General features: G+C 63.6%; 13 protein-coding genes and 1 tRNA gene. 12 read left to right on the top strand and 2 right to left on the bottom strand.

The annotated features are described in order from the left end of the window. Positions 1–98: 98 nt before the first annotated feature. The 6 genes from serS to araD1 all read left to right on the top strand — a co-directional run bounded on the left by serS (position 99) and on the right by araD1 (position 6460). Positions 99–1442: a serine--tRNA ligase gene (gene serS / locus OOZ48_RS10375; protein WP_269498007.1), complete on the top strand. Its 1344-nt coding sequence runs from the start codon at positions 99–101 to the stop codon at positions 1440–1442. 99 nt (positions 1443–1541) lie between these two features. Beyond that, positions 1542–1632 (top strand) — tRNA-Ser (locus OOZ48_RS10370). Positions 1633–1711: 79 nt separating this feature from the next. Then, on the top strand, positions 1712–2164 hold the full coding sequence (locus tag OOZ48_RS10365) for a MaoC family dehydratase (protein WP_269498005.1): 453 nt from the start codon (positions 1712–1714) through the stop codon (positions 2162–2164). Next, complete coding sequence (locus tag OOZ48_RS10360) at positions 2161–3690, top strand: acyl CoA:acetate/3-ketoacid CoA transferase (protein ID WP_269498004.1); 1530 nt, start codon at positions 2161–2163, stop codon at positions 3688–3690. The genes OOZ48_RS10365 and OOZ48_RS10360 overlap by 4 nt, the downstream gene beginning before the upstream one ends. Before the next feature lie 42 nt (positions 3691–3732). Next, a complete protein-coding gene (locus OOZ48_RS10355) occupies positions 3733–5457 on the top strand; it encodes an FAD-binding protein (RefSeq protein WP_269498003.1) in 1725 nt (574 codons plus the stop codon). A gap of 13 nt (positions 5458–5470) precedes the next feature. Further along, positions 5471–6460, top strand: a complete 990-nt coding sequence (araD1, locus tag OOZ48_RS10350; RefSeq protein WP_269498001.1) for an AraD1 family protein — start codon at positions 5471–5473, stop codon at positions 6458–6460. 83 nt (positions 6461–6543) lie between these two features. Here araD1 and OOZ48_RS10345 read toward each other — a convergent pair whose 3' ends face one another. Beyond that, positions 6544–7287, bottom strand: coding sequence for a GNAT family N-acetyltransferase (locus OOZ48_RS10345; RefSeq protein ID WP_269497999.1), 744 nt, complete (start codon positions 7285–7287; stop codon positions 6544–6546). A gap of 101 nt (positions 7288–7388) precedes the next feature. On the opposite strand from OOZ48_RS10345, the gene pdxR reads away from it, so the two are divergent. The 5 genes from pdxR to OOZ48_RS10320 all read left to right on the top strand — a co-directional run bounded on the left by pdxR (position 7389) and on the right by OOZ48_RS10320 (position 11057). Then, positions 7389–8816: a MocR-like pyridoxine biosynthesis transcription factor PdxR gene (pdxR, locus tag OOZ48_RS10340; protein WP_442867571.1), complete on the top strand. Its 1428-nt coding sequence runs from the start codon at positions 7389–7391 to the stop codon at positions 8814–8816. 92 nt (positions 8817–8908) lie between these two features. Then, entirely contained in the window at positions 8909–9055 is a 147-nt protein-coding gene (locus OOZ48_RS10335; RefSeq protein WP_269497996.1) for a hypothetical protein, read from the top strand. A gap of 81 nt (positions 9056–9136) precedes the next feature. Then, complete coding sequence (locus OOZ48_RS10330) at positions 9137–9919, top strand: 3-hydroxybutyrate dehydrogenase (RefSeq protein WP_269497994.1); 783 nt, start codon at positions 9137–9139, stop codon at positions 9917–9919. 12 nt (positions 9920–9931) lie between these two features. Continuing rightward, complete coding sequence (gene yaaA / locus OOZ48_RS10325; protein ID WP_269497992.1) at positions 9932–10705, top strand: peroxide stress protein YaaA; 774 nt, start codon at positions 9932–9934, stop codon at positions 10703–10705. A 10-nt stretch (positions 10706–10715) separates the two neighbouring features. Further along, positions 10716–11057, top strand: coding sequence for a DMT family protein (locus OOZ48_RS10320; protein ID WP_269497990.1), 342 nt, complete (start codon positions 10716–10718; stop codon positions 11055–11057). Positions 11058–11075: 18 nt separating this feature from the next. Here OOZ48_RS10320 and OOZ48_RS10315 read toward each other — a convergent pair whose 3' ends face one another. Next, a complete protein-coding gene (locus OOZ48_RS10315) occupies positions 11076–13307 on the bottom strand; it encodes an FUSC family protein (RefSeq protein WP_269497988.1) in 2232 nt (743 codons plus the stop codon). A gap of 407 nt (positions 13308–13714) precedes the next feature. On the opposite strand from OOZ48_RS10315, the gene OOZ48_RS10310 reads away from it, so the two are divergent. Beyond that, positions 13715–15436 (top strand): acetolactate synthase 3 catalytic subunit, encoded by a 1722-nt coding sequence (locus OOZ48_RS10310; RefSeq protein ID WP_269497986.1) that lies wholly within the window; start codon positions 13715–13717, stop codon positions 15434–15436. The last annotated feature ends 2 nt before the right edge of the window (positions 15437–15438 follow it).

The following is a 15438-nucleotide window of genomic DNA, read 5'->3' as shown; positions in this document are numbered from 1 at the left end:
CGCAGCGGCGGCGGCTGGGATAGCTCGCGGCGCCGAAGGGTTCGGCGTAATTGAATACAATACGGCTTCTCCAATGATTCTATCCCCGGCCCCTCACCATGCTCGATCCCAATCTGCTGCGCAAAGACCTGCCGCGCGTCGTCGGCGCCCTGGCGCGGCGCGGCCTGTCCTTCGATTCCGACCGCTACCATGACCTGGAGGCCCGCCGCAAGGCTGTCCAGGTCCGCACCGAGGAACTGCAGGCCCGGCGCAATGCGCTTGCCAAGCAGATCGGCCAGCTGAAATCCCGGGGCGAGGATGCCAGCGCCGTGCTGGCCGAATCGCAGGCCATCCCGGACGAATTGAAGGCGCTGGAGCACGACCTGGCGGCGGTCCAGCAGGAATTGTCGCAATGGCTGATGACCCTCCCCAACCTGCCGCACGACAGCGTCCCGGACGGCGCCTCCGAGGTCGACAACGTCGAGGTGCGGCGCTGGCTGCCCGGCATCGCCGGCGCGGACGGCAATCCGGCCGGCCTGGGGTTCGAGCCCCGCGACCACGTTGCGCTGGCCGAGCCTTTCGGCCTGGATTTCGAATCGGCCCGCAAACTGGTGGGCGCGCGCTTCATGATGCTGCGCGGGCCGATCGCCCGGCTGCATCGCGCGCTGACCCAATTCATGCTGGACTTGCAGACCGGCGAGCACGGCTACACCGAGTGCTATACCCCCTACATCGTCAACGGCTCGACGCTGTTCGGCACCGGCCAGCTGCCCAAGTTCAAGGACGATATGTTCTGGGTGACCAAGGGCGGGCAGGGCAGCACGCCCGACGAGGATGAAGGCCCGGCCGAGGACCTGTACCTGATTTCCACGGCCGAGATCCCCCTGACGGGCACCGTGCGCGACACCATCCTCGAGGCCCGCGACCTGCCCTTGCGCCTGACTGCGCACACGCCCTGTTTTCGTTCCGAGGCGGGCAGCGGCGGGCGCGACCTGCGCGGCATCATCCGCCAACACCAGTTCGACAAGGTCGAGATGGTGCAGATCGTCCACCCCGAGCGCTCCTGGGAGGCCCTGGATGAAATGGTGGGCCACGCCGAGCACGTGCTGCAGGCCCTCGGCCTGCCGTACCGCGTGGTGCTGCTGTGCGCGGGCGACATGGGCTTCGGTTCGGCCAAGACCTACGACCTCGAGGTCTGGCTGCCGGCGCAGAATGCCTGGCGGGAAATCTCGTCGGTCTCCAACTGCCTGGACTTCCAGGCACGGCGCCTGCAGGGCAGGTTCCGCCCCGAAGGCCCGAAGGCCAAGCCCGAGTACCTGCACACCCTGAACGGCTCCGGCCTGGCGGTCGGCCGCGCCCTGGTCGCGGTGCTGGAGAACTACCAGCAAGCCGATGGCAGCATCGTCGTGCCCGAGGCCCTGCGGCCGTACATGGGGGGGGTGGATCGCATTGCCGCCGAGTGACGGGACGGGTTTCAGCGGGCGGCGGGCCGCCCGCGCCCCGAAGTCTGCCGCCTGGTTTTATGCTAAGATGCGCGACTCGACACGCAATGCATCGTACCCGGAGAGGTGGCAGAGTGGTCGAATGTACCTGACTCGAAATCAGGCGTACGGTAACCCCGTACCGTGGGTTCGAATCCCACCCTCTCCGCCAGAATCCCCCCGTCAAACATTGATTTGCGGGGGGTTTTTGTTTAGAAAAGAATTTCAGACCCACACATAGGAGACAGTGAGTGACCCATTTTCACGTCCGAATTGGCGATAGTGTCCAGTTCACCAAGACCGTTACGGAAACCGACGTCGTCCTGTTTGCCGGGATATCGGGCGACTTTTCGCCCAACCACACCGACGAAGCGTTCATGCAACAGTCGGTTTATGGCCGGCGGATCGCTCATGGCGCACTGCTGGTTGCGTTCATGTCCACCGCGTCGACGCACATGCAGCAGCGGAGCATTGCACAGGGCATTGACACGACCCCGGTGTCCTTGGGCTACGATGGCGTACGTTTTCTGAAGCCGGTGTTTCTTGGCGATACTGTGACCGTGACCTACAAAATCGCGACTGTGGACGACGAACGCTTGCGGACGGTCGCCGACATGGAGGTCCATAACCAGCGATCGGAGCTCGTGGCGGTGGGCAAGCACATCACCAAGTGGGTATTGAATGCACCCGGGGGGCTCGTATGAAGAAGGTCAGCATTGTCAGCGCAGCGCAGGCGGCCGAGCTTGTCGAAGACGGTTCGACCATCGCTATTTGTGGTTGTGAAAACGTTCTGACGCCCGACGCACTGTTGCGCGCGATCGGTGAGCGCTATGCGCGCACGGGCTCGCCGCGCGATTTGACGGAGATCCATCCCATTATCGTGGGGATGGGCGAGAACCTCGGCCTAGAGCATCTCGCACAGCCGGGCATGGTGCGCCGAGCGATCGGCAGCGGCTATAGCTACCTCAAGACCTCGCGCTATACGGAACTGCTGAAACAGGACGCATTCGAGGCGCACCTTGTGCCCATGGGCACGGTTTTCCAGATGATGCGGGACACCGCCGCTGGCAGGCAGGCCACACTGACCCAGGTCGGCATCGGCACCTTCGTCGACCCCGATGTCGAGGGTGGGGGCATCAATGCCCGGGCCGCCAACTCTCTTGCCCGGCGCGTCGATATCGAAGGCGAAACCTATCTGCGCTATGACGTCGAGCCCGTGCACGTTGCTTTGCTGCGCGGCACCACCGCCGACGAATACGGGAACATCAGCCTGGAGGACGAACCGGTATCCCTTGGGGTCAAGACGCTGGCCATGGCGGCCAAAGCCTCTGGCGGAAAAGTCATCGTGCAGGTGCGGCGCATGACCCAAAGCGGGACATTGCACCCTCGCATGGTCGAGATTCCCGGTATCCTGGTCGATGCCGTGGTTGTGGTCCCCGATCAAAGCGTGTCGGGTGGCGACATCCTCAATCCGGCGTTGACAGGACAGATCCGATTGCCCCTGCAGAACATCGAGCCTTTGCCGCCCAGCGTGTCTCGAATCGTGGTGAATCGGGCGGCCGATGAAACCGGTGAGCACCAGATCGTGAATCTGGGGGTGGGCATCCCCGTGAATATTCCAAAAATCCTGATCGAGCGAGGGCGTTTCGACCAAGCCGTTTTCTTTCCCGAGCACGGCTCCATCGGCGGCGTGCCGGGCGAACGGGCCATATTTGGCACCAATATCAATCCGCACGCCATTATCGACTCCACCCAGGTCTTTGAATATTTTAACGGCGGCGGGCTGGATATGACCTTCCTCGGGTTTGGTCAGATTGACGCCCAGGGCAATGTCAATGTCAGCAAATTCAACGGCATCATTCCCGGATGTGGCGGGTTCGTCGACATTACGCATAGAACGCCACGGGTGGTGTTCTGCGGTTTATTTTCCGCCGGTGGTGCGCGCATCGAAGTCACGGACGGGCATCTCGACATACAGACCGAGGGGCGCTATTCGAAATTCGTTCCCCATGTAGAGCAAATTACTTTCAATGCTCGCGAAGCCTTGCGCAAGGGCCAACAGGTTCTCTATGTCACCGAGCGGGCCGTCTTTTCTTTGCAGGCTGACGGTTTGCAAGTCGAAGAAATCGCCCCTGGCGTGGATCTGCAGACGCAGGTGCTGGACCTGATTCCCTTCAAGGTGCGTGTCAGCCCAACGCTGAAAACGATGCCGGCCGCACATTTTTCCTGAATGAAGCCAGGCGGAGTGCCGCTTGCCAAAGGAGTTGACTGAATGAGTACATTTCGCCGCGAAATTCACACAGACGTATTGGTTGTCGGCAGCGGGGGCGCCGCCTTGCGCGCCGTATTGGAAGCCGACGGCGCCGGCGCCGAGGTGCTGGTGGTGATCAAAGGGGAATTCCGCAAAAGCGGCGCCACATTCCATAGTGTGGCCGAGGTTGGGGCGTTCAACGTGCCCGACGCGGCCGGCGACCCCCTGGACAGCCCCGAGGTGTTCCTGCAGGACATCCTGACTGCCGGACAAGGGATGGCGGATCCTCGTCTGGCGGGCATCCTGGCAAACGAGGCCGAAGACGCGCTGCATTATCTGGAGCAATACGGCGTCCATTTCGAACGGCGGGAGGACGAGGACCGCTACCTCACCTATCGCGCCTGCTTTTCCTCGAAATCGCGCTCGCATGTCATCCAGGATCACTTCAAGCCCATCGTCAAGGCGCTGGGCACCGAGGCCTCGCGGCGGGGCATCCGCGTGATGGATCGCCTGATGATCGTCGATCTGATCGCACAGGATGGCCAGTGCCTGGGTGCCGTGGCGCTGGATCACAATGGCGACACGGTGATCATCCGTGCCAAATCAACGATATTGACGACGGGTGGGGCGAGCCAGCTGTTTGCCAAGAATCTTTACCCCTCGGACATTACCGGTGATGGCTATGCCATGGCCTATCGTGCCGGCGCGCATTTGGTCAATATGGAATTCATGCAGGCCGGCGTCAGTGTCATTACGCCTTTCATCAATCTCTTCGGCAATTATCTCTGGGACGCCCGGCCGAATCTGACCGACCGGAACGGGCAGCCCTTCGTGGAGGACTACCTGCCCGAAGGCTTGTCACTGGACGCGGTCATCGCACAAAAAGAGCGTCATTTCCCCTTCAGTTCCAGCGATATTTCCAGATACATAGAGATTTCCATCCAGAAGGCGATAAACGATGGCCGCGGCACGGACGAAGGCGGCGTCTATATGGATTTCATCGGCCGCGATTTCACGCAGATCCTGGCCGACAAGGACCGCAGCATCGCCCGAATGTGGCCGCTGACTTACCAGTGGTATCAAGAGCGTGGCGTGGATCTATACAAAGACAAGATCCAGATCACGTGCTCGGCGCACGCCATCAATGGCGGTCTGAGGATAGACGCGGACGCACAGTCCAACTTGAAAGGCTTGTTCGCGGCAGGAGAAGTGGCGGCGGGCCCGCACGGCGCTGATCGACTGGGCGGCAACATGTCAGTCACGTGCCAGGTGTTTGGCGGACGCGCTGGGCGGGCGGCCGCGGAGCGTGCGCAGCGGTTGGCAGACCATCCGCCATTGAGCAAGGACGTGGCGGAACACTTGCATCCCGCTGCGTTCAGCGGGCAAGGAAAACACTCGCTCGAGACCCTTCGCCAGGACCTGCAGAAGGCGGCGAATCGCTATTTGCTGATCCTCCGGGACGAAACAGGCCTACGGCAATTTCTGCGGGTTTGCCGGCAGGTGCGTCAGGCGTTGCTCGAGGACACGTGCGTCGAAACGGCTGCCCAGAAGGTGGCTGCACTCGAATTGAGCAACATGATCCAGGTGGGCGAGCTCATGGCGACTGCGGCGCTGGCTCGGCCTGAAAGCCGTGGTAGCCACTACCGCGAGGATCATCCCGAATCCGATGCGCGTTTCTCGCGCAACGTCATACTCGACCGAAACCACCCGGATGGCCACTTTATTGCCCGTCTGGCAGACCTCTAGAAAGGACAGTACCGTGCAATTGCTGCAAGCTTTGAACGACGCGGGACAGCGTCAAGTATTGTTGGTTGACGACGATGACCAGGCACGCGTCCTTGATACCGTGCACAGTGTTTATGCGCTGGCCCAGCGGGCCATTGCCGAAGACAGCACACTTGCCGGCCTGGCCATGAAATTTGCCGGCTCTGCGACGGTCGACATTCAGGCTTTGGCGGCTGAAGGTCGCTTGCTGGCACCGCTGGATCATCCCGATCCGGCCCATTTGCTGGTCAGCGGCACCGGGCTGACGCATTTGGGCAGCGCCCAGGGGCGCGACCAGATGCATCGCGATACCGCCAAATCCGAGCAGTTGACCGATTCGATGAAGATGTTTCGGATGGGTGTCGAGGGCGGCAAACCGGCGCAGGGTGAAACGGGCGTCCAACCCGAGTGGTTCTACAAAGGGGATGGCGACAGCATCGTACAACCGGGGGCCGATTTGTTGGTGCCGGAATTTGCCCTCGACGGCAGTGAGGAACCGGAAATCGTCGGCTTATACATCATCGATGCAGACGGTTGCCCACGACGCCTGGGTTTTGCATTGGGCAACGAATTCTCCGACCACATCACCGAGCGCCAAAACTACCTCTTGCTGGCCCATTCCAAACTGCGTTCAGCCAGCTTCGGCCCTAGCCTTTTGCTGGGCGAATTGCCGCAGGACGTCCGAGGGACGTCGCGTATCCTGCGCCAGGGCAAGACCCTGTGGGAGAAGCCCTTCCTGTCGGGCGAAGCCAATATGTCGCACAGCCTGGGCAACCTGGAGGCCCACCACTTCAAATACAAGGGGTTCTGCCGTCCAGGGGACGTGCATGTGCACTTCTTCGGGACGGCTACCCTCAGCTTCAGCGATGGCATCCGTACTGAACCGGGCGACATATTCGAGATCGAGGCGTCGCCGTTCGTGCTGCCGCTGCGCAACGCCGTGCGGCGCGAAGCCGCAAGACGCGTGAGGGTGCGTTTGCTATAGCGAATGTCTCGCGCTGGTGGTGGAATAAGCGGGGCGGCCGGATAGGCGTCGATGGGCAGGACGCCGGCGGCAACGGCTCGAAGTCATTCAACAGCTTCCCTGCGGTGCCGTTCCGGCTGCTCCCTTCTAAGTTCGGCCAGGGTTCTGATCTGCCGCCCGTCGCTATTGAAGTTTTCCATCGAAAGCCATGCGAGGAAGGCTTTTTTGAGTGATGGCCATTCTTTGTCGATGATGGAAAACCACGCGGTGTCACGCGAGCGCCCCTTATAGATCACCGCCTGTCGAAATATCCCTTCGAAGCTGAATCCGAGCCGCTCCGCGGCCTTCCGGGATGGGGCATTCAGACTGTCGCACTTCCACTCGTAGCGGCGGTACCGAAGCTCGTCAAAGACATACTTCATGACGAGGAACTGTGCTTCGGTGGAGGCTCGCTTCTGCTTGAGGAGCGGAGAAAAGGCGATGTTTCCGATTTCGATTGCGCCGTGGCCGGGGTCGATCCGCATCAGAGCGAGTGTGCCGACGGCCTTGCCCAGCGCGTTGTCGATGACCGCATAGTGTTTGGGGTCGGCGCCGCGCGAGATGCCTTCGGCGTAGCGAAGGTATTCGCCGGCATCCCGGAAGGGGCCCGCAAACATATAGGTCCAGTCGCGGCCATCCGGCGCGGAACTATAAGCGGCGTATAGGTCCCGAGCGTGATGCTCCGCATCCAGGGGTTCGAGGCGGCAAAAGGCGCCCTGCAGCGTCACGTCCCCCGGCAGCGGGCGGGTGGACCAGTCGGTCAGCGGTTCGCCGATCGGCTGTCCATATGGATTGGAATTCTGGGCCATGGCTTTCCTTGCGCTCTTTCTTGCTTCGACTGGAGCATTCTAGGAAAATAACGTCCTATTCAATAGGGTCAAGAATTGCGAAAATGACTGGGACATCGACCCTGGACCTGCGAGACTTGGAACCGCGGCGTGGGCTGGACGCGCCGGTCTATCTGCAGCTGTACCGGCGCTTTCGGGAGGCGATTGCCGCCGGCAAGCTGCGCCCGGGGGATCGGGTGCCATCGATACGCAGTCTCGCCAGCGAACTCCACTTGGCGCGGGGCACCGTCGAACTGGCCTACCAGATGCTGACCAGCGAGGGATATTTCGAGGCACGCGGACCCGCCGGCACGGTGGTCTCGCCGCGCCTGGGCAGCCTGGGTGGGACGGGTCGTACGGCGTCGCCCAAGACGCCCAGCAAACCGGTGGAGCAGTCGCGGACGGTATCCGACGAGCCCGCACCCTTTCAGTTCGGTTTGCCGGGGCTGGATGCGTTTCCCCGCAAGACCTGGGCCCGCCTGGCCAACCGCAGCCTGCGCGTTCTCGGTGCCGCTGCCATGAATTATCCCGATCCGGCCGGATACGAGCCGCTGCGGCGCGCCGTTGCCGCCTACCTGGGCATATCCCGCGGCGTCGCTTGCTCCCACGAGCAAGTCTTTATCACGGCCGGCTATCGGGGCGCCCTGGAACTGATATGCCGCACCCTGTTGCGCAGCGACGACCTGGGCTGGCATGAGGATCCCGGCTATATCTATACCCGGGAATTTTTGCAGCACATCGGGATGCGCCTGGCACCCATCCCCGTGGATGAGGAAGGCTTGAACGTCGAGGCCGGGCAGCGGCGGGCCCCGGATGCCCGTTTCGTCGTGGTAACGCCCACGCACCAGTGCCCCATGGGCGTGGCGCTGTCATTGCCCCGGCGGCTGGCGCTGCTGAAGTGGGCGCAGCGACGGTCGGCGTGGATCATCGAGGACGATTATGACAGCGAGTTCCGCTACCATGGCCGACCGCTGCCCGCGCTGAAAAGCCTGGACCGGGATGAGCGCGTGCTATACACCAGCACCTTCAGCAAGGTGCTGTTTCCGGGGTTGCGCCTGGGCTATCTGGTTGTGCCAGAGGCGCGTATCGGACAGTTTCGCGAGGCGGCGAACCACCTTCCCGGTCCAGGATCCATCTGGCCGCAGGCGACCGTGGCCGAGTTCATGGCGGAAGGCCATTTCGCCCGCCATCTGCGCAAGATGCGCTTGCTCTACGCGCAGCGGCGTAACCATCTGGTCGATGCGCTGACACCTGTGTTCGGAGCGAGGCTGCACATCGCAGCGGCACAAGTCGCCGGAACACATGTTCTGGCGATGCTGCAGGGCCAGTGCAGCGACAGGGATTTTGCCGCCGCGGCGCAGTCCCATGGCTTGGCGATCCAGGCGCTGAGCCATTGGCGAATGCGCGGACCGGGGCCAGGGGGCGTATTGATGGGGTTCGCCAACATATCCGGGGCCGAGGAGGCCATGGTGCTGACTCGGCGCCTCATGGAAGCCACCAAAACGGTGTGAGGCCACGCACTCGTTCATGGACGTTCACGCTTGGTAGCATTTTATTCCGGTAGCCCGGGCACAATGGACCTCCTTGTGTGTTGGAGCGAAGAATGAAAAAAATCGTATTGGTATGCGCGATGCTGACGATGTTTTCCGCCTGTGCCGTCTATACGCCCAGCGGTTCGGTGATCGTCGATCCGGATGGCCACGGGCAGCGCCACTGCCCTCCCGGCCAGGCGAAAAAGGGCAATTGCTAGTGCCGTGTCCATCTCTGCTTCAGGCGCCCCGCGTTACACTGAGCACAGGTTTTTTTCCGAATCTTCCATAAGGAGTTGTCCATGCTCAAAGGCAAAAAAGCGGTCGTTACCGGCTCGACCAGCGGCATCGGCCTGGCGATTGCGCAGGAACTGGCGCGCCAGGGGGCGGATCTGGTCATCAACGGGTTCGGCGACGCCGACGCGATTGAACGCGAGCGCGCCGGCCTGGAAAAGGACTTCGGGATCAAGGCCGTCTACTTGAACGCCGACCTGATGGATGAGCAAGCCGCGCGGGACTTCATCGCGCAATCGTCCCAGGCGCTGGGCGGTATCGACATCCTGGTCAACAATGCCGGCATCCAGCACACCGACCTGATCGAGGATTTTCCGGTCGACAAATGGAACGCCATCATCGCCCTGAACCTCTCGGCCGTGTTCCATTGCTCGGCGGCCGCGCTGCCGGGCATGAAACGGCAGAAATTCGGCCGCATCATCAATATCGCCTCGGCGCACGGCCTGGTGGCCTCGGCCAACAAATCGGCCTATGTCGCCGCCAAGCACGGCGTGGTCGGCCTGACCAAGGTCACGGCCCTCGAGAACGCGGGCACCGGCGTCACCTGCAATGCCATCTGCCCCGGCTGGGTGCGTACGCCGCTGGTGGAAAAGCAGATCCAGGCGATCGCGCAGCAAAAGGGCCTCAGCATCGAGGATGCCGCGCGCGAATTGCTGGCTGAAAAGCAGCCGTCCCTGGAATTCGTCACGCCGCAGCAACTGGGCCAGGCGGCCGTGTTCATCGCCTCGGACGCGGCGGCACAGATGACCGGCACCACGCTGTCGATCGACGGCGGCTGGACCGCGCGCTAAGGAGGCCTCGCGATGCTGATGGTGCTGTCTCCGGCCAAGAAGCTGGACTACGACACCCCGGTGCGCACCACGCGCCGGTCGCTGCCGGTATTCCCCGACGATACGCGCGAGCTGGTCGGGGTGCTGCAGCGCCTGTCGGCCGGGGATCTGGCCGGGCTCATGAGTCTGTCGGACGCGCTGGCGCGGCTGAATGCGGAGCGCTATGCCGCCTGGGTGGACGCGCCCGATCACCAGCACGCGCGCCAGGCGGCCCTGGCCTTCAATGGCGACGTCTATGAAGGCCTGCGGGCGGCGGAACTCTCCGATGCGCAACTCGATTGGGCGCAGGATCGCCTGGCGATCCTCAGCGGCCTCTATGGAGTGTTGCGGCCGCTGGACCTGATCCAGCCCTATCGCCTGGAAATGGGGACCCGCCTGCGGACGGCCCGGGGTGCCACCCTGTATGCCTTTTGGGGCGACCGGATCGCGCAGGAACTGAACCGGCGCCTGGACGCCTTGTCAGGCGATCGCGTGCTGCTCAATCTGGCTTCCAACGAGTATTTCAAGTCGATCGATCGCAAGGCGCTGCGCGCCCGCGTGGTCGAGTGCGTGTTCCAGGATGAAAAGAACGGCGCCTGGAAGGTCATCAGCTTCCATGCCAAGCGCGCGCGCGGCCTGATGGCGCGCCACGTCATCGACCATGCGATCGAGGCCGTCGAGGATCTGCGCGGCTTCGAGGCCGAGGGCTACGCCTATGCGTCCGAGGCCTCATCGGACGATCGCCTGGTGTTCCGAAGGCCGGCCTGACGAAAACGCCATGCACAAATTCCTGCCGATCGTCCTGTTGGTCATGTCCAATGTGTTCATGACCATCGCCTGGTATGGGCACCTGAAATTTCCCAACAGCCCGCTGGCCAAGGTCGTCCTGATCAGTTGGTCGATCGCCCTGGTGGAATACTGCCTGGCGGTGCCCGCCAACCGCATCGGACACGCGGTCTATTCGGCGGCGGAACTCAAGACCATCCAGGAAGTCATCACGCTGGTGGTGTTCGCCGGATTCTCGGTCCTTTATTTGAAAGAGGCCCTGACGGTGAACCACGCGATCGGCTTCGCGCTGATCTGCGCGGGCGCGTATTTCGTGTTCAAGGGGCCGTTTTGAGGCCGCATGTAGACGCTATCAAGGCCGCGCCTCGGACGTAGCCGCCGCGGGCGGGACGTCCGGCTCCAGCCCGCGCATCTCGTGGCGGATGAGGCCGGCGGCCTTGACCATCTGGCGCAAGGGGTAGGCCAGGGTGGCGAGCTCGCCCTCGGTCTCGAGGGTGGTGGGTGCCGCCATGTCGCGGTCCTCCAGGTAGGCCTGCGTGGCATCCAGCGCCTGCCGGATGCCGTCGGGGACGTGGTCGAGTTGCGCCAGGATCGGGACGACCGCCGAGATCTGCGAGGCCAGGGCGTGGTGCTGGATCAGCAGGTTGTTGAGTTCGGGGACGTGGCGCTGGCGGCGCACCGGCTCGTCCATCATGCGGTAGAACGCCGAGGCGAAGTTTCCGAATGCGATGTGCACGTTCTTGCGCGCCACGCGCCAGCTCATGTCCGCGTCGCGGGCACGTCCGTCGTTTTCGTTCCCTGCGGCACGGGCCGCCCGCGCGGCCTGGGCATACGCCAGCCCGGTCCTGAGGAAGCGCTGGTTGGCCCGCAGCAGGGCCGCCGCCAGCGGCGTCATCACGTTGCGCTCCCACGCGGGCAGGATATAGCTGCAGCTCAGCGCCAGTGCCGAGCCGATCAAGGTGTCGATCAGGCGCTCGCCCACGACGGCGTTCGATGCGGGGACGAGGAAGTGGAACACCAGCAACACGAACATGGTGTTGAACACGGCCGAAAGCATGTAATTCACCTGCACCAGGCTGTAGCCCAGGATGCTGCACACCACCAGGATGGCCAGCAGCGTGGTGCTGCTGTGGGTCAGGGTGAACAGCCCCAGCGCCGCCGCGCAGCCGATCAGGGTGCCGGTCACGCGCCAGCCGTTGCGCTGGCGGGTCAGCGCAAAGCCGGGTTTCATGATGATGATGACGGTGAGGATGATCCAGTAGCCGTGCGCCGCGATACCGGGTGCCACGTCGCGCAGCAGCGGCAGGGCGCCCAGGATCGCCGCCACGGTCATGGCGAGCAGGGCGGCGATGGCCACCCGCAGGGCGTAGCGGAAATGCGGCGAGTCGCTGCGCAGATTGCTGGTGAGCATGCCCAGGCGCCATTTCTGGCGCGACAGGAAGCGGTTCAGCGACTTGTCCAGGCGCAAATCGGCCGGCGGCGTGTCCCGGTCCACCGCATGCTCGGAATGGCCGGCCATGCGCGCGACCAGGCGCGCCATGTTGCGCATCCGCCGCTGGATCTGGACCAGCAGCGCATAGATTTCCGGGTGCTCGGCCTCCAGGCCGCCGCTGCGCGCTTTCTCCATTTCGTATTCCAGCGCCCGCAGTTCCGCCTTGACGCTGTTGCGCTCGCGCGCGTGGCGGTTGCGGGCGACGTTCAGGGCAATGCCTGACACATTCGCCGCCAGCTTGTTCAGCGCGTCGCGCACGAACAGCAGGATGTCGCTGTCGGGCATGGTGCGCCGCAGGGTGGCGTAGTCGGTGTGCGTGGCCACCATGGTGTCCAGCAGCCCGACCATGTCGACGAAAATGTTCAATGAGCTTTGCCGCAGCCGATCGCCGCGCCCCGGCTTGCCGCGGGGCAGCTCGCGCAGGACCATGTCGCGCGCCGCCTGGTGGGCCTCGGTCATCTGGGCCTGCGTCCGGATCAGCTTGCGGTAGCTGTCCTCGAGATCGAGGTCGACGTCGTAGAAGCGGGCGCGCGCCGACATGTAGTCGGCCGTCGCGAACAGCGCCACCGACAGGGCCTGCTGTTCCTCGCGGTGCCACAGCAGCCGATGGGCGAGGGCGCTGTAGGCCAGGTAGAACACCCCGCCCAGAAATGAATAGGCGGTGTGCTGCAGGACGTCCGCGGTCGACAGCGGCGTGCGCATGGTCAGCGTCATGATCAGCAGGCAGGCGAACCCCAGCAATCCGCCCTGTTTGCCAAAGACCGTGAACATCGAAAACACGAAGCACAGCAGCGGCACCACCAGCCAGACCATCACCGGATGCCCCGAAGCCAGGCCGCTGGCGGCCGCCGTCAGCGAGCCCAGCAGCAGCGCCGCCAGCATGCCGTTGAGGCCGTAGCGGCGCGGCCCGCCGGGCTGGTCGATCACGGCCACGCAGGCCGCGCCGATGGCGGCGACCATGCCGATGGCATACAGCTGGAACAGGCCGACGATGACCAGCGCCGGCAACAGGACGCCCACTGCCTGGCGCAGCCCGCCAAAGAAATAGTGGCTGTAGATGAAGCGCTGGAACTGGGCGATGAATGAATTCATGCGATGGCGCGGCAGGCCGGCGGCAACAAAACAGCAGTATAGGGAAAACGGCGCGTTGTGGCGCGCGCTTGCGGCGATTGCTGCAACGCGGTAAAGTAGCTGGCCTGCCGCCATGCGCGGCCGGTTCCCCACAGGCGCATGCCCGGGCCACACGCCCGGTTTTTTACGCCCGCGATTCGTTTGTCCCTGGCAGGGCCACAAGCCTCGGCCGGGACTTCCATTTCTACCTCCCGCGTTCAATGAACGCTTGCGTCACGTGTCAACGGGTGCAGGCTGGTTCCGCAGGGTGTCCGGGCAAAGCGATTCCGTGAATCGCCCAGCGCCGGTGCATGCTGAGGGTCGCCAGGACTGGCCCAGGCCTTCAGGGGCCGGTTGGTGCGTTGCGCTGGTCATGAAAGGAAAACATCATGGAACTCAATGGCGCCGATATTATCGTGCGTTGCCTCATCGAGGAAGGCGTAGACCATGTCTTTGGCTACCCTGGCGGCGCAGTCCTCTACATCTACGACTCCATCTACAAACAAGACACCTTCAAGCATGTTCTGGTGCGCCACGAACAGGCCGCCGTGCATGCCGCCGACGCGTATTCGCGTTCCTCGAACAAGGTCGGCGTCGCACTGGTGACCAGCGGTCCGGGCGTGACCAACGCGGTGACGGGCATCGCCACGGCGTACATGGATTCCATCCCCATGGTGGTGATCACCGGCCAGGTGCCCAGCCATGCGATCGGCCAGGACGCGTTCCAGGAATGCGACACCGTCGGCATCACGCGGCCCTGCGTCAAGCACAATTTCCTCGTCCGTGACGTCAAGGACCTGGCTGAGACCATGCGCCGCGCGTTCTACATCGCGCGCACCGGCCGTCCCGGCCCCGTGCTGGTCGACGTGCCCAAGGACGTCAGCGTGGCGATGTGCAAGTTCGCGCCCAAGCGCGGCGAGACCGTCATGCGCTCGTACGCGCCAGTGGTCAAAGGCCACCAGGGCCAGATCAAGAAGGCCGTGCAGATGCTGCTGGCCGCCGAGCGCCCGATGATCTATGCGGGCGGCGGGGTGGTGCTGGCCAATGCCGCCGACGAGCTGCGCAAGCTCGTCAACATGACCGGCGCGCCTTGCACGACCACGCTGATGGGCCTGGGCGCGCTGCCCGGCACCGATCCCAAGTTCGTCGGCATGCCGGGCATGCACGGCACCTACGAAGCCAACATGGCGATGCAGAACTGCGACGTGCTGATCGGCATCGGCGCGCGCTTCGACGATCGCGTCATCGGCAACCCGCGCCATTTCGCCCAGGTGCCCCGCAAGATCGTCCACATCGACATCGATCCGTCCTCGATCTCCAAGCGCGTGCGCGTCGACATCCCCATCGTGGGCGACGTCAAGGACGTGCTGCAGGACTTCATCGGCCTGTACGGCCAGGCACTGGCCGAAAAAGGCCCTGAGCCCGGCTCGCTCGATGCCTGGTGGCGCCAGATCGACACCTGGCGTGAACGGAAGTGCCTGGACTACGAGACCTCCGACACCCTCATCAAGCCGCAGTTCGTCATCCAGAAGCTCTGGGAGGTCACGCGCGGCCAGGCCTTCGTCACCTCGGACGTGGGCCAGCACCAGATGTGGGCGGCGCAATACTACCCGTTCCCCGAGCCGCGCCGCTGGATCAATTCCGGCGGTCTGGGCACGATGGGCGTGGGCCTGCCCTATGCGATGGGCGTGCAGATGGCCAACCCGGACCGCGACGTCGCCGTGATCACCGGCGAAGGCTCGATCCAGATGAATATCCAGGAGCTGTCGACCTGCAGCCAATACCGGCTCACGCCCAAGGTGCTGTGCCTGAACAACCGGTACCTGGGCATGGTGCGCCAGTGGCAGGAAATCGAGTATGGCTCGCGCTATTCCGAATCCTACGTGGATGCGCTGCCCGATTTCGTGAAGCTGGTCGAGAGCTACGGCCACGTGGGCATGCGCATCGAGAACCCCGCCGACGTCGAACCCGCCTTGCGCGAGGCCTTCACCAAGCACAAGGACAGGCTCGTCTTCATGGACTTCATCACCGACCAGACCGAGAACGTCTGGCCCATGGTCAAGGCCGGCCGCGGCCTGACTGAAATGCTGCTGGGCTCAGAGGATCTGTAAGG

It is taken from the genome of Castellaniella sp. S9, assembly GCF_027257175.1.
In the GTDB taxonomy this organism is placed as follows: domain Bacteria; phylum Pseudomonadota; class Gammaproteobacteria; order Burkholderiales; family Burkholderiaceae_B; genus Castellaniella.
The sequence above is the reverse complement of the archived record's forward strand: the minus strand, read 5'-3'. Positions and strand labels throughout refer to the sequence as shown.